The 22,448-nt window shown below is 56.5% G+C and carries 20 protein-coding genes; 7 read left to right on the top strand and 13 right to left on the bottom strand.

Annotated elements, in window-relative coordinates:
* Window positions 1-69: 69 nt before the first annotated feature.
* Together LOC70_RS08215 and pyrF are read right to left on the bottom strand one after the other, a co-directional pair.
* Window positions 70-759: a cytochrome c3 family protein gene (locus LOC70_RS08215; RefSeq protein WP_230253124.1), complete on the bottom strand. Its 690-nt coding sequence runs from the start codon at window positions 757-759 to the stop codon at window positions 70-72.
* Window positions 760-1,122: 363 nt separating this feature from the next.
* Window positions 1,123-2,028, bottom strand: coding sequence for an orotidine-5'-phosphate decarboxylase (gene pyrF / locus LOC70_RS08210; RefSeq protein WP_230253123.1), 906 nt, complete (start codon window positions 2,026-2,028; stop codon window positions 1,123-1,125).
* A 557-nt stretch (window positions 2,029-2,585) separates the two neighbouring features.
* Here pyrF and LOC70_RS08205 point away from each other — a divergent pair.
* Complete coding sequence (locus LOC70_RS08205; RefSeq protein ID WP_230253122.1) at window positions 2,586-3,752, top strand: response regulator; 1,167 nt, start codon at window positions 2,586-2,588, stop codon at window positions 3,750-3,752.
* Window positions 3,753-3,791: 39 nt separating this feature from the next.
* Here LOC70_RS08205 and LOC70_RS08200 read toward each other — a convergent pair whose 3' ends face one another.
* The 5 genes from LOC70_RS08200 to glmS all read right to left on the bottom strand — a co-directional run bounded on the left by LOC70_RS08200 (window position 3,792) and on the right by glmS (window position 9,358).
* Complete coding sequence (locus LOC70_RS08200; RefSeq protein WP_230253121.1) at window positions 3,792-4,406, bottom strand: hypothetical protein; 615 nt, start codon at window positions 4,404-4,406, stop codon at window positions 3,792-3,794.
* 243 nt (window positions 4,407-4,649) lie between these two features.
* Window positions 4,650-5,240: a 3-isopropylmalate dehydratase small subunit gene (leuD, locus tag LOC70_RS08195; protein WP_230253120.1), complete on the bottom strand. Its 591-nt coding sequence runs from the start codon at window positions 5,238-5,240 to the stop codon at window positions 4,650-4,652.
* Between the two features lie 186 nt (window positions 5,241-5,426).
* Complete coding sequence (gene leuC, locus LOC70_RS08190; protein ID WP_230253119.1) at window positions 5,427-6,884, bottom strand: 3-isopropylmalate dehydratase large subunit; 1,458 nt, start codon at window positions 6,882-6,884, stop codon at window positions 5,427-5,429.
* Between the two features lie 269 nt (window positions 6,885-7,153).
* Window positions 7,154-7,351 carry a hypothetical protein gene (locus LOC70_RS08185; RefSeq protein WP_230253118.1) on the bottom strand — a complete coding sequence of 66 codons (198 nt, stop codon included), beginning with the start codon at window positions 7,349-7,351 and terminating at the stop codon, window positions 7,154-7,156.
* A gap of 153 nt (window positions 7,352-7,504) precedes the next feature.
* On the bottom strand, window positions 7,505-9,358 hold the full coding sequence (glmS, locus tag LOC70_RS08180) for a glutamine--fructose-6-phosphate transaminase (isomerizing) (protein ID WP_230253117.1): 1,854 nt from the start codon (window positions 9,356-9,358) through the stop codon (window positions 7,505-7,507).
* Window positions 9,359-10,014: 656 nt separating this feature from the next.
* On the opposite strand from glmS, the gene LOC70_RS08175 reads away from it, so the two are divergent.
* The 6 genes from LOC70_RS08175 (at window position 10,015) to LOC70_RS08150 (ending at window position 17,137) form a co-directional block, all read left to right on the top strand.
* The gene (locus LOC70_RS08175) at window positions 10,015-11,511 is read left to right on the top strand and encodes a sensor histidine kinase (protein WP_230253116.1); all 1,497 of its coding nucleotides are present in this window, start codon (window positions 10,015-10,017) and stop codon (window positions 11,509-11,511) included.
* Window positions 11,512-11,671: 160 nt separating this feature from the next.
* A complete protein-coding gene (locus tag LOC70_RS08170; protein WP_230253115.1) occupies window positions 11,672-12,037 on the top strand; it encodes a DUF3127 domain-containing protein in 366 nt (121 codons plus the stop codon).
* Window positions 12,038-12,429: 392 nt separating this feature from the next.
* A complete protein-coding gene (locus LOC70_RS08165) occupies window positions 12,430-14,097 on the top strand; it encodes a GH3 auxin-responsive promoter family protein (RefSeq protein ID WP_230253114.1) in 1,668 nt (555 codons plus the stop codon).
* Between the two features lie 121 nt (window positions 14,098-14,218).
* Window positions 14,219-15,265, top strand: coding sequence for a ketopantoate reductase family protein (locus LOC70_RS08160; RefSeq protein ID WP_230253113.1), 1,047 nt, complete (start codon window positions 14,219-14,221; stop codon window positions 15,263-15,265).
* A 9-nt stretch (window positions 15,266-15,274) separates the two neighbouring features.
* On the top strand, window positions 15,275-16,561 hold the full coding sequence (locus LOC70_RS08155; RefSeq protein ID WP_230253112.1) for a hypothetical protein: 1,287 nt from the start codon (window positions 15,275-15,277) through the stop codon (window positions 16,559-16,561).
* 117 nt (window positions 16,562-16,678) lie between these two features.
* Window positions 16,679-17,137, top strand: a complete 459-nt coding sequence (locus LOC70_RS08150; RefSeq protein ID WP_230253111.1) for a superoxide dismutase, Ni — start codon at window positions 16,679-16,681, stop codon at window positions 17,135-17,137.
* A 35-nt stretch (window positions 17,138-17,172) separates the two neighbouring features.
* Here the strand turns inward: LOC70_RS08150 and LOC70_RS08145 are convergent, their stop codons facing one another.
* The 6 genes from LOC70_RS08145 to rpsM all read right to left on the bottom strand — a co-directional run bounded on the left by LOC70_RS08145 (window position 17,173) and on the right by rpsM (window position 22,438).
* Window positions 17,173-18,102: a cupin-like domain-containing protein gene (locus LOC70_RS08145; RefSeq protein ID WP_230253110.1), complete on the bottom strand. Its 930-nt coding sequence runs from the start codon at window positions 18,100-18,102 to the stop codon at window positions 17,173-17,175.
* Between the two features lie 10 nt (window positions 18,103-18,112).
* Entirely contained in the window at window positions 18,113-19,420 is a 1,308-nt protein-coding gene (locus LOC70_RS08140) for an amidohydrolase family protein (RefSeq protein WP_315857219.1), read from the bottom strand.
* A gap of 421 nt (window positions 19,421-19,841) precedes the next feature.
* Window positions 19,842-20,474 carry a bL17 family ribosomal protein gene (locus LOC70_RS08135; RefSeq protein WP_230253109.1) on the bottom strand — a complete coding sequence of 211 codons (633 nt, stop codon included), beginning with the start codon at window positions 20,472-20,474 and terminating at the stop codon, window positions 19,842-19,844.
* Window positions 20,475-20,558: 84 nt separating this feature from the next.
* Window positions 20,559-21,554, bottom strand: coding sequence for a DNA-directed RNA polymerase subunit alpha (locus LOC70_RS08130; RefSeq protein ID WP_230253108.1), 996 nt, complete (start codon window positions 21,552-21,554; stop codon window positions 20,559-20,561).
* Window positions 21,555-21,614: 60 nt separating this feature from the next.
* Window positions 21,615-21,998 carry a 30S ribosomal protein S11 gene (gene rpsK, locus LOC70_RS08125; RefSeq protein ID WP_008657585.1) on the bottom strand — a complete coding sequence of 128 codons (384 nt, stop codon included), beginning with the start codon at window positions 21,996-21,998 and terminating at the stop codon, window positions 21,615-21,617.
* A gap of 68 nt (window positions 21,999-22,066) precedes the next feature.
* Window positions 22,067-22,438, bottom strand: a complete 372-nt coding sequence (gene rpsM, locus LOC70_RS08120; protein ID WP_438811213.1) for a 30S ribosomal protein S13 — start codon at window positions 22,436-22,438, stop codon at window positions 22,067-22,069.
* Window positions 22,439-22,448 lie beyond the last annotated feature (10 nt).

Genomic DNA, 22,448 nt, shown 5'->3' with positions numbered 1-22,448 from the left:
GAGTCAGCCGATCAGATCAGCAGGCCTGGGTTCTCGGAATCGCCCGCAGGCAATCCTGGGTTTGCGAAACTATCGGTGGCAAACCGCGCAATGGACTTGTGGATTGATGTTGTTCTCTTCGCGATGAGCCTTGGCGAACGCCTCTTGGTCCCAATCTTCGGGCGGCGTCCAATCCAACTTGGTGACGAACTCAACCGGGCGAAGGTGTTCGTTTGGATTTCGGTGACAGGTGATGCACCATGCCATCGACAATTGCTCGTGTTGATAAACCACTTCCATCTGATCGATGCGACCGTGGCACGAAACGCAGCTGACACCGGAATTCACGTGTGCTGCGTGGTTGAAGTAAACGAATTCGGGCAGGTTGTGAATGCGTTTCCAAGCCACACTGCGACCACTCTTCCAACTTTCGTGAATGGGATCGAGCTTGGGGCTGTCGACATGAACGGCGCCCAAAGCGGTTTGGCCGTTGTCGCCGGCGGGCGAGTGACAGTTCACGCAGGTCGCAGTCGGAGGCACCGCCGCGTGAGCCGCATCAAAGACGGTGTTGTGGCAGTAGCGACAATCCATCTTCAACTGCCCCGCGTGAATCGCGTGGCTGAAAGGGACCGGTTGAGTCGGCTGGTAGCCCACGTTGAGTGTTTGCGGGTCCGTGACCAAACCTCCCATGGCAGCGGCGAAGACGCCTCCACCAACGAGGGCCAGTCCCAGAACGCCCAAGAAGGGATTGACCCAACGTGGAAACAAAAAACGTTTCATGATCGATCCAAATCACTCGCCAACAAATAACCATTCCCAAATACCAAGTGCACACTGAGCAAACCGTTGGTTCGATCAGCAAGCCACAGGGCGAGAACGCGTCGACGAGACAAGAAAAAGTAATAGAGCATCCGCGCAACTCCTGCCGACGCGGGCCGGGATTATCAGCCGTAAGTACCTACGCTCGCAAGGCCAGCGCGCCGTCAGCGACATTGTGTCGCACAACAAATTGCTCTTTCGCCGGCATGACCGGAACGGTGCTCGCGTGCAAGACCATCCACCGCTTCGCAGAGACACGAAAGCGGTGTGACAAAACACCAAAACGGGGCAAATAGGCAAGCTAACGAAAGGCAGAGTCACCTCTCAGAACTTGAGTTGCTCATTCATCTGAAGCGTTGCTTCGCGAACGGCGTCTTGCCAATTGCTTTCATCCGCGGCCACAGAGAACTCGGCACGCTTGTAGGCAAAGATGATGTGCCGTGAACTATTCACAACCGCGCCCGCGCCGTTTGCATCCACAGCGGGCCGTACATCTTCGGCTGATCCGCCTTGAGCCCCAAATCCAGGGACCAAGAGAATGCTGTGAGGCATTGCCTTTCGCAACTCAACCAATTGCTCAGGATAGGTCGCACCAACGACCGCCCCGACCGGTCCATAGCCATCCGCGTCCAGCCGCGTCGAGTTCAGCTCGGTCACCAACTCCGCCACGGATTGATAGACGGTCTTTCCATCGACGGACAAATCCTGCAGATATCCACCGCCGGGATTGGATGTCTTGACCAGCACGAAGATCCCGGCCGCCCGGCGATCGCAAACCTCCACAAACGGTTCCAGGCTGTCACGCCCCAAATACGGGCTGACGGTCAAGGCATCGCTTCCCCAGGGCGAACGCTCCGGGCCGGAGCACCCTAAGTAAGCGTCGGCATAGGCCGTGGCGGTACTGCCGATATCGTTGCGTTTCCCATCGGTGATCACCAACAGGCCCGCTCGATTCGCGTGAGCAATCACTTCGCCGAGAGAGACCATACCCGCCGGGCCCAATTGCTCGAAAAAAGCCGCCTGTGGCTTCACACATGGGACTAGGTCCGCGACGGCATCGATGATTTCGCAACAAAACTGCGTGTAGGCGGCCGCGGCGGAATCTGCCTTGCCTTCCACCACCGACTCTCGCAGCGGCTTGGGCAACTGCTCCAAACGAGGGTCCAAGCCCACACACGTTACCGATCCAGTCCGCAAAATGGCCGCATTGAGCTGCGTCGCAAAAGTCATCAAGTCACCCTGGGGGAAGCTGAAGATTGAACAGCGGGAATGCTATCTCATTTCCCACGAATTGTCGGCCCAGCCTCATGGGGATTTCAAATGCCGCCTTTTGCCGCGTCGAGCGTCCCTGCAATCGGGTCTGCAGAAATGCAATCTTGATCCGGGCGGCGTCACCAACGAGCTGCGGCACATTCTTAATAAGGCAAACAACACTCACTGACTTCACCAAGGGACCGCCTCAGCGAACGCAACAGAAAGCAGTCTTTCTGCACGCTCAAGATACACCCACCCCCCGGACAATCGTCAAATCCAACAACCCCAACCGTGAAAACAGGCCTTGGTCAATGGATTGCGCCGGAACACTCCACTAAAGATCCTCAATTGGATGCTACCGTTCCACTGAACGAGCTGCTCAGAAATCGAAAAGCTGAGTTCGTTCGCAGCAACAAGACTCCCCCAAGGGCAAAACGGGGGCGTTCACCGCTCGACCTCGACACAAAGCAGACTCTCGAGCGGATACAACGGGCTGACGCCGATGGCGTCCAAGAAACTAGACGGGGCACAACATGGCTAAAAACATTCTGTTCGTTGATGACGATCCGGTCCTTCTCAACATCTTGACGGAAATGGCCAAAACGAAGCTGGACCCCAGCTACGAGATCCATTCCGCCGATGGCGGAGCGGCCGCCATCACCCAATCCAAGATCAATGGCGACTTCTCAGTGGTCGTGATCGACATGCAGATGCCGGAGATGAATGGCATTCAAACGATCACGGAACTGCGAAAGACGATGCCTCATGCGGTCTTCGTGATGCTGACGGCCAACAAAGAACTCGACACCGCCATCCAAGCCGTGAACGACGGCAAGGTGTTCAAGTTCCTTAACAAACCCTGCGATCCGGATCAGATGATCGCAACGATCGAAGCCGCTCAACAACAACACAACACGCAAGTCTCAACCAAGGACCTGCTGAGTGGAACCTTCGCCGGAACGTTAGACTTTATGACCGACTTGATCGAGATGCCGGATGGGCGACACCTCGACACAAGCCGAATGGTCGAAGCCATCACCGACCTCTCACGTAATCTTTCGCTGCAACTTGGTTGGGAAGAACGCATCGCCGCACGTGTGTTCCTGGTTGGCATTGCGATGCTGAACTCCGAAGAGTCCAAACGATTCGACCAACTCGACCCAACCACCGAAGAACACCAAGAACTGTTCCGCAAGATCTGCAAAACATCGGCGGGAATGTTGAAAAAGATCCCTCGGTTTGATTGGATCGTTGACCTTCTTCTGGTCGTTCCCAAAGCTCAACGGCTCAACGAAACCGGCCGACGCATTGAGATCTCGGCTCTGCTGTTGCGAGTCGTCTTCTACTGGAACTTCCTGACCGCGAAGGGCCTGTGCGTGGAAGCAACTTCATCGACCATTCAATCCATCATGCCCGAGCTTTCCGACAAGCTGATCCGTGCAATGGAATGTTTGAATGACAACCACGACACACTCTGCCTCACCATGGTCCCGGTCGACGAACTATGTCCCGGCATGATTCCCTACGAAGACATTCGCATTTCCGATGGCCCAAAGGTTGTCACTGGCGGTCGACGCTTGACTCAACCCATGATTGAGAACTTGCGCCGCAATCCTGAGATCAACCAACGTCATATCCCGATCGTGGAAAGCTCGATCTCGTCGTCCACACGATCAACCGAATCTGCGGTGCTTGCCTGACCAAGCAGCAAATCGAATCCGCAATCCTTGAGCAACGAATCAGGCGGCAGTCTTGGAAGCAGCCATCGACTCCGCGTCGGTTCGCAACAGACGGCGACCGTCATCGACCAACTCGGTGACGAAGACCTTGTCACGTAAGGCCTGCATCTCGATGCGGATAGGCACCTCCGATGGCAACGCGTCCCCAGCCGCACATTCGCGTTCACGAAAACCGCCGGAGACTTCGCCCGGGATCTTGGTTGCGAGCGTTAAGTGAAGTGCCGCGGTGGTCAATGGATCCACATTGATGGGAAACAAATCCTCGCCGGATTCAACCGCGCCGACCTGCATCGCATGCCATCGACCGTCGGCGAATTTCATCCAGACCTTGATGCCCAACAAAGCATTGGGCAGTTCGCTGTTGTTGACGATCGCGAGATCCAACCAGTACTTCAACACGATTTCGTTTTCGGAAGGCTGAACGCTTCGATACGTGGCGGTGTCCTCCATCGCCATCAGCATGGTGCCGCGAAGCCCGTTGACCGCACACGCTTCCACTTTGGCTCGCTCACGGTTCGCCCGGATCAACCAGAAGTAAAATGTCGAAAGCACGGCGAAAAGCGACCCCGCCAGGGACAAACCTTCACGCGCCGCATCCATGTCCGACCAAGGCATCCTTCACCTCCGCACGCTACAACATTCTTGGGACAAGCACCGAACTTCCCAATCGCACATCGGTCATACCTAACGCCCTCAAAACGAGGATAGAGCGATCACGCGGTGACTGCTGCGTGAGCCACCCAAAAGAAAACCCAGCAGTCGCTCGGACTGCTGGGCTTTTATACTTTTGGGTTTGATTCGGATTCGACGACCAGTGACACCAAAATCACCGGCACTGCTACTCCCGCGGAAGCCGGCTCAACCGCGGGCTTCTTCGAAGGCTGTGATTTTTTCTTCGTGCTGCAGCGTTTGCGCGATGTCGTCCAACCCGTGCAACAGGTTGTGGCGTCGGCTCTGATCCACCTCGAATGACTTTTCGAAACCTTCGCCGTCCGTGATGACTTGCTTCTCCAAGTCCACGGTCAACTGGTAAGGATTGCCCTTCGCGGCACGCTGGAACAACTCTTCGACATCCTCCTCGGACAACGAAATCGGCAGCACGCCGTTCTTGAAGCAGTTGTTGAAAAAGATGTCCGCAAAGGACGGTGCGATCACGGCGCGGATGCCGTAATCATCCAATGCCCAAACCGCATGCTCACGGCTACTGCCGCTGCCGAAGTTTTGACGCGTGACGAGAATCGACGCACCTTTGACGTTCACTCGGTTCAGTTCGAAATCGGGATTCTCCGTTTCGCCGTCTTCCAAAAAACGCCAATCGTAGAACAGGAACTGACCGAATCCGGTGCGTTCAATGCGTTTGAGAAATTGCTTGGGAATGATTTGATCGGTATCGACATTGGCGCGATCCAACGTCGCGACGACACCCTGATGAACAGTGAAATTTTGCATGGTGAAAACCTTCGGCGTCAGCTGTTAGCTCGTGACTTTCAAGCTATTCGCTTTTGGGAGGTGGTTTGTTAGTTGAGAGTCTCCACGCCAATCGTTAGCGCGAAGACAAAAATCAAAATCCGGCAGTGCATGACCAGTTACGAGTGACCAAGTGCCGGCATCCTGGCTGAATTGCCCTTTGTCAAATCAGCGATAATCCCATTGGCGAATGTCAACAAAGTGACCTTCGATCGCCGCGGCGGCGGCCATGGCGGGGCTGACCAAGTGCGTGCGTCCGCCTTTTCCTTGACGACCTTCGAAGTTGCGATTGCTGGTGCTGGCACAACGCTCGCCGGGTGCAAGCTTGTCAGGGTTCATCGCTAAGCACATGCTGCAACCGGCTTCACGCCAATCGAACCCAGCTTCGATGAAGACCTTGTGCAGGCCTTCTTCTTCCGCTTGCAACTTCACTTTGCCGCTACCAGGGACAATCATCGCGTTGACCTTGTCGCTGCAGCGATGGCCTTTGATCACGGCCGCAGCGGCACGCAAATCTTCGATGCGAGCGTTGGTGCACGAACCGATGAAGACCCGGTCGATCCCAATGTCCGTGATCGGCGTGCCGGCTTTCAAATCCATGTACTGCAGTGCCGAAGCCGTCGACTTCTGAATGTTGACGTCCGTGCTGTCGCCGGGAGATGGAACCACGGCATCCACGCTGCACACCTGGCCCGGGTTGGTCCCCCAAGTGACTTGCGGACGGATGTCCTCACCGCGATACACGTTGCTGCGGTCATAAGTGGCACCGGGATCCGATGGAAGCTGCTTCCATTGTTCCACGGCAGCATCGAAATCAGCCGGGCACTCAGGACGACCACGCAGGTAGTCAAACGTCGTCTGGTCAGGCGCGATCATGCCGGCCCGGGCTCCCGCCTCGATCGACATGTTGCAGACCGTCATTCGCTCTTCCATGGTCAGATTTCGAACCGCGTCGCCGGTGAACTCCAAGACGTAACCGGTTCCGCCCGCCGTTCCGATTTGGCCGATCAGGTAGAGCACCAAATCCTTCGCGGTGACTCCGCGAGCCAGCTCACCATCGACGCGAAGCTCAAACGTTTTGGGTTTGAACTGCAGCAAGGTTTGCGTGGCCAGAACGTGTTCCACCTCACTGGTTCCGATCCCGAATGCCAGCGAGCCAAAGGCACCGTGCGTTGCGGTGTGCGAGTCACCACACACGATGGTCATGCCGGGTTGGGTGTATCCGTTTTCAGGCCCGATGACGTGGACAATCCCTTGGCGGACATCGTGAATATCAAACAGCGGAACGCCAAACTCTTTGCAGTTGTCGCGAAGCGTTTCGATCTGCTTGCGGCTGATCGGGTCGGCGATGGGAAGGCTGCGGTCGGACGTGGGGACGTTGTGGTCGGGCGTCGCGATGGTGCGTTCTGGACGACGCACTTTGCGGTTGTTGATTCGCAGCCCTTCGAACGCTTGGGGGCTGGTCACTTCGTGGACCAGGTGCAAATCGATGTAGAGAATCGCGGGGCCCGTTTCAGGGGCGTGGACCACGTGCTGGTCCCAAATTTTGTCCAGCAACGTGCGGCTGCCGGTGGATTGCGAAGCGGCCCCCGATTGGCTGGGGGCGGTCGAGGAAGCGTCAGACATGTATGGCGAGACGAGCGTGGGTGGGGAAACATGGGAGACTTCTCCCGAGAACCCGACACTGTCGACACAAAAGGCCAACCTGTCAACTCAATCACGCTACTCGAGCGGCGTGGGCAGAAACGCTTCGTGGCGACTTTTTGCTGTTTCCTGGCGGCCGTGTCCGGGTTGCGATGCCCGAATTGCGGTGTCAGTCCACCGAGTCCAGTCGCCGAACTGTTTCAGCGAACTCAATCCGCCTCGGAGGAGCAGTCGACTCGCCTCAGGACGTCTCAAACAGGCTCTTCGATGAATTCCTGAACGGGCTGACGCCCGGGAACGATGCGGGTGATGCTGACTTTCGTGCGACGCAGCTCTTCGACTTCCTCCAGCAGGCTGTTCAGCAGGTCGGCGATTTCCGCCCCGGCGTTTTCGCCAATGTGGACCATCAGTGCTTTGCGAGAGTTGTAGCTCAGTCCCCGATCGTTCATCTCAGGAATGCTCCGCTGCGAGTGTAAAAGGAAATGAAGTGAAATCCCGGATCGAATGAAGCCCGGTCCGAGTGAAGCCCGGCTCTGACGGTAGAAGCGAGGTGGCTTCCGATGAAACCCTAGTTATTGCCCAGGCATCACCAAACGCGAAATTTACTCAACCGTCACGCTTTTCGCCAAATTACGCGGTTTGTCGACGTCACAACCCCGCAAAACGGCAATATGGTAGGAAAGCAACTGAAGCGGAATGACCGAGACAATCGGCTGCAGAAACTCCGGAACCTCCGGAATCATGATCACCTCGTCCGCGATTCGGCGGATTTGAGTCTCTTCGTGGCTAGCAATGGCGATCACCGGGCCGCCGCGAGCTTTGACCTCTTCCATGTTCGACATCACTTTGTCGTACGTGGTTCCGCGAGGCATGATGAAGACGCTGGGCGTTTGCTCATCGACCAGTGCGATCGGGCCGTGTTTCATCTCGGCGGCGGGGTAGCCCTCCGCGTGGATGTAGCTGATTTCTTTCAGCTTGAGTGCCCCCTCCAATGCCGTCGGGAAGTTGTAACGTCGCCCGAGGTAGAGGAAGTTCGAAGCGTTGGCATACTTCGACGCAATTCGCCGCACCTCCGAGTCACAGGTCAACGCTTGTTCCACCGCGGCGGGAAGTCGTCGCAGCTCTTCGATGATGCGTCCGCCGGATTCAAAGCTCATGTGACGCATGCGACCGAAGTACAACGCCAACATCGCTAGCACGCAGCATTGACTCGAGTAAGCCTTGGTGCTCGCGACACCGATCTCCGGACCGGCGTGCAAGTAGACGCCGCCATCGGCCGCTTGAGCGATCGAACTTCCGACCACATTGCAAATTGCCAGCGTGCGATGGCCTTTGCGTTTGGTCTCGTTCAATGCGGCCAGCGTGTCCGCCGTTTCACCGCTTTGAGTGATTCCAAACACCAACGTGTTGTTTTCAATCGGCGGGTTTCGATAACGAAGCTCGCTCGCGTATTCCACACAAACGGGAATCCTGGCGAATTCCTCGATCATGTATTCGCCCACCAAGGCGGAATGCCAACTGGTCCCGCATCCGGTCAAGATGATCCGCTCCACACCTCGCAACTGCTGAGGCGTCAAATTCAAACCACCAAAGACTGCGGTCGCGTCCTCGTCGTTCAGTCGACCTCGCATCGCATTGCGAAGCGAATCGGGCTGCTCGTGAATTTCCTTGAGCATGTAATGCTCATAACCATTCAGTCCGACTTCGCCGGTGTCTTCGGCCAACGGTTGGATGTTGACGCGCACCTTGCCGCTGTCGCGATGCAGCACGGTGAAACCTTCGGCAGTCAGCACCGCGATCTGGTGATCGGCCAAATAAACAATGCGATCGGTGCGTCCAGCGATGGGTGAAGCATCGCTGGCGACAAAGTACTCGCCGCGCCCAACACCTAAGACCAACGGGCTGCCGAATCGAGCCGCGATCAACAAACCTGGCTTCTCACGAAAGGCGACCGCCAAACCGTAGGTTCCGCGCAGTTGCCCCACAGCCCATTGAACCGCGGTGACGTATCGCATGTTGGGCTGCGACGGATCGACGGGCGTGCTCTTCAAACCTTCCGCGATCAAGTGAGCGATGACTTCGCTATCGGTGGCGGATTTGAATTGGTAACCCTTGGCGGTCAGTTCGTCTTTCAAAACCTGAAAGTTTTCGATGACACCGTTGTGCGCCAGAACGACTTCGCCTTCACCGCCCAGGTGTGGGTGAGCGTTCTCTTCCGTTGCGGGACCGTGCGTCGCCCACCGGGTGTGGCCCAATCCCAGCGTTCCCTCGGGCGGTGTTCCCAACCGATCCGCCAGCGATTGAATTCGCCCGACCGATCGCGTAACGGAGATGTTGTCGCCGTCTTGAATTGCAACGCCGGCACTGTCGTAGCCGCGGTATTCCAAACGCCGAAGCCCGTCGACGAGAAACTCAGCCGCGTGGCTCGAACCGACGTAACCAACAATTCCACACATGGCAATCAACACACTCAAATGACGGCTTTAATTCAGCGAGCCCGGGTCCGTTCAGTCGCATGCGAATCAAGCTCGGCAGGAGACGTCGCCGTCTCTTTGCATCACTCGATTCTCACGCATCCCAGTTCCCGGTCTCCAGCGATAACCGAAACCGGGACGCTCCTTCGGCGCACGCTCGATTGGTGTTATCGGCAATCCTGCTCCAGACAAACAGACCGTTTCAGAGCATTCTTTCTAGACAGCCCCGGCTTTCCTCACAAATTGGCCGAGCCGAGTGAGATGCCAAGTCCGTTTGATCCGCCGCACCGGTGGGCTTTACCAGGCCGAACCAGCCCTTCAGACACTCACAGGATGAATTGCTGGCAAAACACCAATTTTTCTGACAGGAGCTATTTCAGTCAGAAAGCGTGACGATGGATTAATCGTCGCACCATTTGGTTGCACCTTGAGGCTTGATGCCGAATTGGCCGCTTCGTCCGTGAAGTTTGGTCGATTTGATATCAGTCCGGCGATCTCGCCTCCGCGCATGCGCCCAGTGAAGAAGCCAACCCGATGCCCGAACTGGCTCAATCACCACCGCAATTGATCGGAGAATTTCGCCAACCTGCCAAGCGACACCAACACGCCTGCCCCGTCGTGCCCCAAAGTGAATTGCTATGTCCCCATCGAGCCCTCAATCGGCCGCTGATCGCACCGCGCGTCCCAGCCGCCTTCATCGCCGCCCGCCGAATCACAACCACCGATCGGATTCCGATCCGGTGGGTGCCGCGGTTCGATTGATCAGCGAAACGGCTCATGATTTGAAATCGCCGCTGGCGGGGATTGCCGCGACGATGGAAGCGATTCGCGACGGCAGCCTCGGGGACGTGACACCATCGCAGGCCGAATTCCTGCAAGCGGCCATGAACCAGTGCCAATACATCGACACGCTGGTCAGCGAACTGGCACGAGCCGAACGTTTGCGTTCGGGCTCCCCTCGCGTGCGCCGGGTGGCCACCAAACGAAGTGCCATTCAAGAAGCGGTCGATTTGGCGACACGTCCGGTGCTCAGCAACCACCGCATCGAATTGCTCTGGGGCGGCACGGACGCCAACGCGAATGATGTGATGGTGGATCCGAATATCCTGTCGCGATTGTTGATCAATTTGATTGTGAACGCACAACGCGCCAGCCAAGAAGGGTCACCGATCCTCATTCGAGTCGAAGACAACCCAGCGCGAGGCGTGGCGGTGTGGTCGGTCATCGATCGCGGGCGCGGCATGTCGCCAGCGAAGCTCAAACAACTCGGTCGTTCGGGTGCAATTGCATCGGACAGTGGCGGCGAAGGATTGGGGCTGATGATCGCCCAGCAAATGGCCGCGTTGCATTTTTCTTCGTTGACCCTACGCAGTCGAGTCGGCAGCGGCACCGATGCCGTCTTCGAAACGCCACTTGCATCTCCCTCGGCAATTGCGACCACGTTTGCTCGCTATCGATCGCAACTTCGGGGCGAGCGTTCACGTCCGCACTCACTTCGCCAATGGAAAGAAGGCCAAGCCGATTCGGCTCAACGAGAACTGACCGACGGACAACGCATTCGAATTGAATCGCTGATCAACCGAACTTCATGGAACGAAGTTGAGTTGCATGGCGGCCCCACTCGCCCCATCCGCGCGGATCGCTTGTCGTTGGTCCGAGTCACCGCGGACGACGAATGCCCAATGGAGATGGCTGACCGATTCGATCAAGCCCTGCAGTATCAGCTGACCACGTTTGAGTTGGCCTACCGAACATCGCGACGCAGTTGGGTCTGCGCTTTCGATGCGGACGACCACAGTCTGCCGGCCCGCATGGAACAGATCGATCAATTGGCACAACGATCCCAGCCAGCGATGTCTCTTCACTGGAACACCCCCGCGGTGGTCCCCATCCACGAACGCAATTTGCAGTGCTTGCTGGTCGACGCCATGACCACGCAATCACTGTCGGAAGCCCCCGGAAAAATCGCAGACATGGATTCCGTCCGGCTGGGGACTCCCGAAATCTCGTTCTCCCCGGTGGCTGCCGCCCGCCTCGATGAAGAACTCCGGCGGCTCAACCACCGGATGAAGTCTCAATCCGAACGCCTGCAGCAGCAATCGGCCGCCATTCGCCCGCAAACGCGCCCGTCGTGAATGGCGGTGCATGTGCCTCGCGACCTCGCACAAACAGGACGAACTCGCCACGGAGACCTTTAGCGTTTCGGACTCAACGTTTACACTTCGCCGCTGTGATTGCTGGGCCCAAGTGACGCCCGCAAACGAATTAGCAAGACATGTGCGGACGAGTGGCGAGATGAGTGATTCAACGGTTCGGGGCGTGGTCAACGTGATCGAAGAGACCAAGACCTACGGTCAAAAAGGGTTTCGCAAACGTTTGGTGGTGCTGGAACAAGACAAAGGCAGCTTCAGCAACTACATCCCCGTTGAGTTCACGCGCGACAACTGCGACACCGTTGACGAACTGAATATGGGCGACGAAATCGAAGTCGCCTACCGACTGAACGGCCGCAAATGGCAACGTGACCCGCAAAGCGAAGTCAAATACTTCGTCAGCGTGGAAGCAATGTCGTTCAAGGTGATCGGCGGATCCGGTGGCGGTGAAGGTGTCGATGCCGCCAACGACGCGTTCAGCGAAATCGACGACGAAGCGCCGTTCTGACAAAACCCTCGTCGCTTCAAACCTCACGGCCGCTAGGACGCTACCTACCAGTTCGCGGCCAGTCGGAAACGTTCGATGAGAATGCGGCCTCACCGCGAAATTCAGCCGAGGACTTCTGCAGCGTCCCCCCACCTCGGCTGCGAGAAAGATCGGAAACGCATCCGAAAAGTTGCGATTGACCGGTGAAGCAATCAGGCTGACGACGATTCACACGAGACTCGTCTCTGATTGAATACGCCCCTGCCATCTTGGCACGGCCCGTCAGAGGGGATAGAACGGGAGGCGGCATGGAAAGCCATCATTCCTCGATTCTTCCAGCTCCGCGAAGCTCACTGCCCGGACGCTGACGAGCCCCAGCCCTTGGTCACTTCCACGCAGCAGCCCGCTTCATCATGTCGCTTCACCCGATGACGATGCTTCGCCACTCCATGTTGCGATACAAGATGGGGCGGCTGCAACGCTATCTCGATGGAGCCAATGATGCTCGTCGGATCCAGCGTGAAAATCTGCTGGAAAGAATTCGCCGGCACGCCGACACCGCCTTCGGTCGAGATCACGGGTTCGCCGAAATCCGAACGTTGGAAGACTACCGTCGCCAAGTTCCCATCGCGGGTTACGATGCGATCCGGCCCTATGTCGACCGAGTCATTCAAGGCGAGACGACGGCGCTGTTCCCCCGAGAGACCAAAGTGGTCATGTTCGCGACCACGTCGGGGACGACCGCTCATCCCAAAATGATTCCGGTCACGGAAGAATTCTACCAGCAATACAAAGCTGGCTGGCAGTACTGGGGCACCGGCGTCTATCGCGACTATCCCCATCTGTTGCAGATGAAGTCGCTACAGTTTTCAAGCCACTGGAACGTGACGCAAACTCCTTCGGGTGCTCCCTGTGGCAACATCAGCGGACTGGCCGCGGAAACTCGACCGTTCTACATCGGTTCACTGTTCGTGTTGCCCGCGTGTGTCATTCAGATCACCGAGCATTTGGCAAAACACTACACCGCTTTGCGATTGAGCTTGGCGACGGATCGAGTCGGCAAGATCGTCACCGCGAATCCAAGCACGTTGATCGAAGTCGCGAAATTCGCCGACGCAATGAAAGAGTCACTGATTCGCGACATCCACGATGGGACGCTCACCGGCGACCAGCCCATTCCCGACGCGATCCGGCAACAACTTCGGTCTCGTTTGAAGGCCAACCCTCGCCGAGCCAGACAACTGCAACAAATTGCCGACCGCACCGGCCACCTGTACCCCAAGGATGCGTGGCCTGACCTGACGTTGCTGGCGGTTTGGACGGGCGGGTCGGTGGGAATCTACCTGAATCAACTGCCCGAATATTACGGCGACGTCCAAATTCGCGATCATGGCCTGTCGGCAAGCGAAGGACGCATGACCGTCCCGCTGCAAAACAACACCCCTTCCGGCATGCTCGACTACAGCAGTCACCACTTTGAATTCATTCCCGAATCGCAACGTGATGCAGCAGATCCTGCAGTGCTCGAAGCCTGCGATTTGGTCGAAGGCGAAAACTACTTCATCGTGCTTTCGACCGCGAGCGGACTGTATCGCTACGACATTCACGACCTCGTTCGCTGCGATGGCTTTCAGGGCCAAACGCCTCTGTTGTCGTTCCTCAACAAAGGCAAAAACTTCTGCAGCTTCACGGGCGAGAAACTGAGCGAACACCAAGTGATGCAGGCGATGCAGCAAACCCTGCAATCGCTTGGGTTGAAGTCCTGCACATTCACATTGGCGCCGACTCTGTCGCAACGCCCACGCTACCACTTGGTGCTCGACGAGGACTCACTGCCCAACCTGTGCCAACAACTCAGCAGTGAAATGCAAAACCAACTCGCCAGTGTCAACTGTGAGTACGCTGACAAGTGCGCCAGCGGCCGAATTGATCCATTGCAGGTCACTCGCGTCCCATCCGGCACATGGGAAAAGCTGCGTCTCGATAAAACGTCCAAACGCGGCAACTTCGAAGAATACAAACACCCCTGCCTGACCAACGATCCCAAGTTCATCGAACGCCTGCGTACACTGCATCAATGATCCGCTCATCGATCCGCCCACTCGTGAGCGGTCGCCGAGCACACCTTCGACGTCGCCATCAAGCGGCGTATCATGTGCCTTCGATTTTGCCTGCCCTCTTTCCGCCTCTTCTCACGCTTCCATGAAAATCAGTGTTCTCGGCGCCGGAGCCATTGGCACCATGCTCGGCGGATTGATTCGCGACAACGATCCCTCTTGCCAAGTCTTGTTGTTCGGACGTGGCCAACACATTCAAACCATCCAAGATTCCGGACGCGTTCACCTGCATGGGCCCTGGCCAACACGTGAAGTTCCAGTGGAAGCGACGGACAATCCGGCCGACCTAGTGGGTTCGGACATGGTGCTCGTGACCGTCAAATCCCAAGCCACCGCAGAAGCCATCGCCTCGGTGGCTCCCTATGTAGGCTCCGCGATTGTTGTATCAGTCCAGAATGGTTTCAACGACGAAGCACTGCTGAAACACGTCGCCGAAGAACGATTGGTGATGGGCATCACCGCCACCAACGTGACCGTGCCCGAACCAGGATCGGCCAGCCTGCAGTTCAAAGGCACGATCGTGGTTGGCCCCAACTCAAAAGGCACCAACGCAGCCTCAGCAACCGCAGCAACCAAAACGCTGGAAAAGACCGGCTTCCGCGTGTTCGAAGAAAGCAACGTGGAAGGCGTTCGCTACAACAAACTCGCAATCAATTCACCTGGATACGCGGCATCGCTGTCTCAATCCAACTTCATCACCGAAGCGGTCTGTCACAAGGAATGGCGAAACATCGTAGGCAAACCCTTGGCGGAAGAATGCTTGCGAGTCTTCGACACGGCAGGCGTCCAATTGGCAAACATTCCAAAGCTGCCGGACATCCGCAAATTTCACGGGTTCATGAAGAAACTCGATTCGCCACTGCTGGGCATTTTCGTCAGCACCGGGGCCAAACTGATTTTCAATCGCCGGCCCATTCAGTTTTCTCTTTACCAAGACCTCTTGAAAGGCAAAGGCACCGAAGTCGACCACACCCTGGGTGAGATCGTACGCCTTGCCGAACGCAACGGCACCACTGCCCCCTACAATCAGATGGTGATTGATCTCGCAAAAGAAATTGAAGCTCGCGGAGCGGGACAATTCCTCACACGAGAAGAAGTGATCCAGCGTTTTCGATCCTTGTCGACTCGCTGAGCGACGCCGATGAGTTCGTCACTTCGAATTCTACTGACCGAAGGCTCCAGCACTTCCGCTCGGCAAACGCTGCATTGTCTCTGCCGATCGCACACCATCGATGTGATGGATTCGGCGGCATTGAGCCAATGTCGGTTCAGCAACCACGTTCGCAAATGGCATCGCTGCCCGCTCTCCTCGGCCGAACCAGTTGCCTACTTGCGGCGAATGATGCAACTCATTCACCAACATGGTTATGACGTTGTTGTCGCGACGCACGAGCAAGCCTACTTGCTCGCTCGTGTTCGAGAACAACTTTCGCAACATGTCGGCATTGCGGTTCCCAGCTTTGAAGCCATCGACCGGTTGCAGAACAAGGGCAACTTCGCGCGGGTGATGCAGGAGTTGAATCTGCCTCAACCTGCGACTCGGTGCATCAACGAGACAACCCCACACGATTTTCGCGAAGCTTGTCTCCAGCAAACCGATTTCCCGTGCTTTGTCAAAACAGCCCACGGCACCGCCGGACGGGGCGTCGTTGCCATCGCCGACGAACGGGAGTGGCATGAATGGATCACGGAGCAAACCACCAATGAAGCGAGCTTGCCAGGGCAGGAGATCATCGTTCAATCCGCTGCACCCGGCGAACTGTCCATCCTACAAGCCGTTTTCGATCGCGGTGAACTGGTGGCTTGGCACGACGCCACTGGCCTGCGACGGGGCGTTGGCGGTGCGCCGATCGTTCGAATCAGCACCCATCGCGAAGCGGTGGCTGGCGATGTTGAAAAATTGGGACAAGCACTGAACTGGCATGGAGCCCTTTTCCTCGAATACTTCTTTGATGAAACCACCGGTCAACACCAATTCATCGAAGCCAACCCTCGCATCGGTGAAACGGTCAACGCGATGCTGTCCGGCGTCAACCTTTGCCAACATCTAGTTGAGATCTCGCTTGGAAATCGAAACACTTCGTCTGAAGTTCAATCCGGCCGCTCTGGTGTAAAAACGCATCAGTTCCTGACGGCTTTGCTCGACCAGGCGATGACAACCCATTCGCGCCGGGCCGTTTGGAAAGAATGCCTGGACCGCATTTGCAACCGAGCCGGGTATCGCGATTCGGAACCGGAGATGATGCGTTGGCGAGACGACCCTCTCAGCCTGATTCCTCCGGTTGCCGTCGCACTCGAAATGTTGATCGCTCCCGCCAAATCCCACCAAAAGGTCCAGTCCACCGTTGCCAACTACGGGCTGAATGCGGATGCCATCGAACGCATCGCACGACTTTCCGACGTGGAACTCAGCGGCGTCTTCAACTAGCGACGAAGCAAAATCAATCGGGCCGAGCGAAACGGTACAATCGACGTGTTGCGTGGTGTGGTACCACAAAGCAACGTCTTCTGATTGCCATTTGCCCCGTTCGAGGTTGGACTGAACATGAACCGACTATTTGCTTGCACCGTTCTGACTTTGGCGTTTGCCACCATTGCCTCGGCACATTGCCAGGTTCCCTGCGGGATCTACGGTGACCAACGCCGCTTTGAAGAGATGCTGGAAGACGAGCACACCATCTCGAAAGCACAGATTGAAATCAACTCATTGGCCGGGAAGTCAGATGCCCAGTCCGTCAACCAAGCGGTGCGCTGGGTGACCACCAAAGAAGAGCACGCGACACGGATCCAAAACACGATCGCCGCTTACTTCATGGCCCAGCGGATCAAAACGGACGACGCAGCCTACGGCAAAAAACTGATGGCGGCTCACAAGGTGATGGTCAACGCGATGAAAGCCAAACAATCGGCCGACCCCGCGACGGCCAAAGCACTGGAAGAATCGATCTTCGCTTTCTATGAAGCTTACGAAGGTAAAAAACCAGTCTTCGAACACGAGCACTGATCTGACTTGCTCGCCACATCAATCAGCAAACGATCTCAGGCTGCCTTTTGCGTGGCCTGACTCGTTTGCAAAAGACCGCTCAAAATTTTCTTCCCCTTCATGACCGTCTTCGCTTTCCGAATCAACGTCGGAATCGCCAAGATCACCATCGGACTGCGAACCACCTCCTTTGCCACGCGACTGAGCCCACGACCAACCGAAACTTCGTTGGTCAGTGTGTTCAGAGCCGGTTCCCCCGCTCCCGCGAAATTGTCCAGCATCCATTTGACACCGGACGGCATGACAAAACGTGTCTTCTGCAGCAACCAAAGAATCTCGGATTCGCGAGCGGCAATCTTCGTGGGCGCTGGTTGCTGTTTGGGCATCAACACCCAGTTCACGTTGACGTTCAATTCGCCCACCGAATGCACATGGTGGAACCAATACCTTGGCAAGAAAACCATGTCGCCTTCGTTCAAATCAAACTCATAAACACGTTTGCCATCCAGCGAGTTGTCTTCAAACAAACAGGTTTTGGAAAACGGCATGTTGGGCAGCGGCGTTTCCGGGGCCACGATGGTCCAACGCTTCTTGCCTTTCAACTGAAGGTTGAAGACGTGTAATGAGTGACCGTCGTAGTGCCATGGGGTCGTGTGACCGCCCGAGTTAAACCAAACACGGACGCAGTTGTCACGCAGAAAAGCCGTGTCGGGGTCCATCGACTGAGTCACCACCGGCGGAGTCGTGCAGACATCGTCGATCATCTCCTGCCGGACGTCGTACCAAAGCAGCCGTTCCGTGACCGACGTGTCGACGGCAATCTTGTCGCACAACGCACGGCAAACCTCTTCCGCCCCACCATCCGCGTGCGTGACCCCACGAAAGATAACAGGCTGCTCCGTGGCGTAATAATCGCGAAAAAAGGTTTCTGCATCCGTGGCGTCCAACGATGGAATCTCACGGGAAACCGGTGCGGCGGTACTCATATTGGAGGTGTCACTTCAATGGATGCGAATCAGCAAACGCCTCAATCCTTTCGCGAATGCCAGGAATCAATCTGACGGCGTTCTCATAATACAGCTTCCGGAGAACTTGGGGAGGAAGGTCAACCCCATCAATCCGCCACAGTCCCTGAGGTGGCGGTTCCTTCTCACTGTACGGAAATGACTCATCGGCCGTCTCGAAGAATCGCCAATAGTACTTCAATCGCTGTTCGGGCCACGGGCCATCCGTCCCAAACAACAATCGATCCTGATAGCGGATCAAAAACTCTCGAGCCGCCCGTGGCTGACGTCCAAGCTCGTTGATCCGGGAAGCTGGTTCGACCCAAAGATTCGGATAACAATCCATCCATTGGCTGACCTGTTCCAAATCCTCTGGACTGTTGGCGATGTGAGCCCCAATGAATTGTGTTTTTGGATGCTTGGCGACCATGCGATTTCGAGCCGCGAACAACTCGTCGCGTGTTGGAAACTCCTCTCCGTGAAAACTCCAATCCGGGTGACGAGACAATTCTTCCCACCGCTCATTCCGTTCGTTGATCGGCTCGAAGAACGCCGCCGGATCCGCCGTGTGAATGATGATCGGGATCCCTAACTCACCGCACGCGGCCCAGATCGGATCCCATCGCGGATCATCAATTTCAACCAGCGAACCATCGGGATTTCGATACGAGAGCCCAAAACGCTTGAATAGCTTCAATCCCGATGCACCGTCTTTCACAGCCTCTCGCAATTGCTGAACCGTTCGCTCCGCAAAGCCCGGACGATGACACGCCCAACTTGCCGGATCATCGGTCGCTCCATCGCCACGCCAGTCGATGTTGGCATAAAACACGAATCGGTCTCGATGCTCTTTCCAAAGGAAGTCCTTCTGCTCTTGGAATTGACTTCCAAGCTTCCCGTCCAGCGAGACACACACCGCGATGCCGTTGCGATCCATCGCCGCCACGTAGTCCTTCAACGCTTGGCGATTCATTCGCAATCGATAGAAGAAGTGCGTGTGCACATCGACCACTGGAAACGCTGCTTGCGACAACTGCGTCGCTGTTGTCTTCAATTGCGATTGAGGGTTGTAATGGTGCAGCGACAAATCTCGTCCGTCGCGCCCATCAAGCGGCGGTTCAACCATTGGCGCATCGGAAAATGCCCCAGACACCCTCACATTCTTTAGTGATCGAGTTGCGGTGGTCGCAACACGAGCCGGGGGCTCATCCGCGACCGTTGCGCCCAGGCCCAGCATCGAAGCAGCGACTCCCAACAAGCCGAAGATGCGTATGAAGGAGTGACGACAACGTTCGTTCATGAATGAAATCGAAAATCGCGAATGATCATGTCGAAGCCGCAAAAACGGGCGGCGAATCCACCGACAACGTCGCTCAAGTCAGCCAAAGATTCAATGAGGCATCCTGTTGCCAGCACCGACCGTGCTCGAACACCGTCTCACAGCTCGCCGAACATCCCATCAACTCTGCAAAAGCCAAAACGACTCGAGTTTGACCAAGACAAATTTCGCGGGACGACTCATCGAATACCGTTCAGCCCAAGCGACCTATCTGCCTCCCGCACTCCGAACCGAACCGCTCGGTATCGACGTGCTTGTGCAGGCAGCTCCCATACCCAGTGAGCGGATCGCGAAAGACTCTTCACGCCCGCGAATCCACGAAAAAAGGCAGCCCCGAAGGACTGCCCAATTGTAATCAGTAGGCGTCAAATTCTGAGCAAGCTCAGCTAGCGGAAGTGGCTTCTTCTTCCGAAGTCGCTTCGGCTTCTGGAGTCGCATCGCTCTCGGGAGCGTCTTGCTCAAATGCAGGACGCTGAGCCGACCGGGTGACGCGGTCGTTCTTGCCAACCAGTTCCAAGATCGCACGCGTTCCACCATCGCCCAATCGAGGCGTTGCAAGACGCATGATCCGGGTGTATCCACCTGGACGATCCACGTAACGCTCAGCAACGGTATCGAACAAAACCGAAACGGCTTCGCGATCGCCAATCAACTGCAACACACGACGTTGGGCGTTGACGTAAGGAGCACGGGCATCAGCCCATTTCTTCCAGTCATCGCTCTTACGCCATTTCTTGTACTCATCCGAACCACGCTCGGCGGAAGTCTCATATTTCTGAGCTTCCTCGAGGGCTGGCAACGAACGTTTCGCGATCGTGATGCACTTCTCGACCAAAGGACGTACTTCCTTGGCTTTTTCGAGCGTGGTAACGATTCGGCCAGGAACCTTCGGCGCGTTGTCGTCCAAGCTAGCGTCACGCTCCGTCAGGAACAGTGCGCTGGACAAGTTCCGCAACAAAGCTTTGCGGTGAGCTGGGGAGCGGCCGAGAACACGGCCTTTGCGGCGGTGACGCATGACGCGAATCCGTCAGATTGAATGGGAGTGAAATGAAAGGTAATTGAAGTCGAGATCGCGGACCGCGGTGCAGCCCAATGCGAACTAGAACAGTGGTTGGTTTGGCACTCGCATGCCGAGGTGCAAACCGTACTGCGAAAGTTTCTCTCGCACTTCGTTAAGAGTTGTGTCGCCAAAGTTGCGAACTTCCAACAACGAATCTTCGGTTCGTTGCACAAGATCGCGAACCGTCATGATGTTTTCGCTTTCCAAGCAGTTGTTGGCTCGCACCGACAAACGCAAATCGGCCAGCGTCATGTTCAGCTTGGCTTCCAACTGTGCTTCCGGGGAACCAGCTCCACCGCGGGCCGCGGAGAAGATGCTCGGTCCCAATTCGCGATACTGAACGAATGGATTGAGGTGCTTGCGAAGAATTTTCGCTGCTTCGGTCAACGCCATTTCGGGGTTGATTGTTCCGTCGGTCCAGATCTCGAGGATCAGACGATCGTAGTTGGTTTTCTGGCCAACACGGGTCGCTTCCACTTCGTAGCGGACGCGAACAATGGGGCTGAACACGGCATCGATCGGAATGATGCCGATTTCATGATCGACGCTGCTGTGTTCCGTGCTGGGAACATAACCGCGACCGGTCTCGACGACCATTTCCATCATGAAAGGAACGTCGTCGGTCAACGTGCAGATCACGTGATCCTTGTTGACAATTTCAACGTCCGCGTCGGTTTGCACGTCAGCACCGGTGACCACGCCGGCGGTGTTACGCTCAACGGTGATGACTCGAGTCGAATCGGTGTTGCTGTTAACGACCAGTGCTTTCACGTTCAGGACGATGTCGGTGACGTCTTCCAAAACGCCGGGGATCGTCGTGAATTCGTGCTGAGCGCCACGGATTTTGATCTGCGTGACGGCACTGCCCATCAAACTGCTCAACAACACGCGACGCATGCTGTTGCCGATGCTCGCACCAAAGCCACGTTCGAATGGCTCTGCGGAGAATTTGCCGTAGGTCTGGGTCAGCGAGTCGCGGTCGACTTCAAGCGAACTGGGAAGTTCCATGCCGCGCCAGCGGATGTGCATGGTCATGTTGGGCCTTTGGATGGATGCGGGATGGGGTTGATCAGAAACGAAACAGCGTCAGCGGGATTAGACGCGGCGTTTCTTGCGAGGACGACAACCGTTGTGCGGGATGGGAGTCACTTCCTCGATCAATTTGACGTTCAATCCGGCCGCTTGAAGTGCAGTGATCGCACTTTCGCGTCCCGAACCGGGGCCTTTGACACGAACTTCGACGTCACGCATGCCAAACTTGGTCGCCTTTTCAGCGGCTTGCTGAGCAGCACATTGGCCGGCGAACGGGGTGCTCTTGCGGCTGCCTTTGAACCCACTGGTTCCGGCGCTCGCCCAGCACAACGTGTCCCCTTTGGTGTCCGTGATGGTCACCGTGGTGTTGTTGAATGTCGCGTGCACGTGAGCCACGCCGTTGCTGACATTTCTGCGGATGCGTTTTTTCTTGTTGGTCTTTGCCACCGAAACTTCTCAAACAGATCAATGAATGGGAGGGAAGGAAGATAAAAGGATTCAAGGACAATCCGCGATCAACGCAGATCCTTGACGCCTTTCTTACCGGCAACCGTCTTGCGAGGCCCTTTTCGGGTCCGGGCGTTGGTCTTGGTGCGTTGCCCACGAACAGGCAAGCTGACACGGTGCCGAATGCCGCGGTAGGATTTGATTTCCCGCATGCGGCTGATGTTTTGAGTCACTTGACGACGCAGCGGCCCCTCGACGAGATAATCTCGCTCCAAAAGGGCTGCGATGCGACCCACATCTTCATCACTGATGTCGCTGGCAGGTGTCACTGGGTCGATGCCCAGCTTTTCACACACCTCGCGAGCCCGATACAGCCCCAGGCCGTACAGGTAAGTCAGCGAGTATTGAATCTGTTTGTCGTTGGGGATGTCGACGCCCATCAGACGGGGC

It is taken from the genome of Rhodopirellula halodulae (assembly GCF_020966775.1).
Classification (GTDB): Bacteria; Planctomycetota; Planctomycetia; order Pirellulales; family Pirellulaceae; genus Rhodopirellula; species Rhodopirellula halodulae.
Note: the sequence above shows the minus strand (reverse complement) of the source record. Positions and strands in the feature narration are given on the sequence as shown.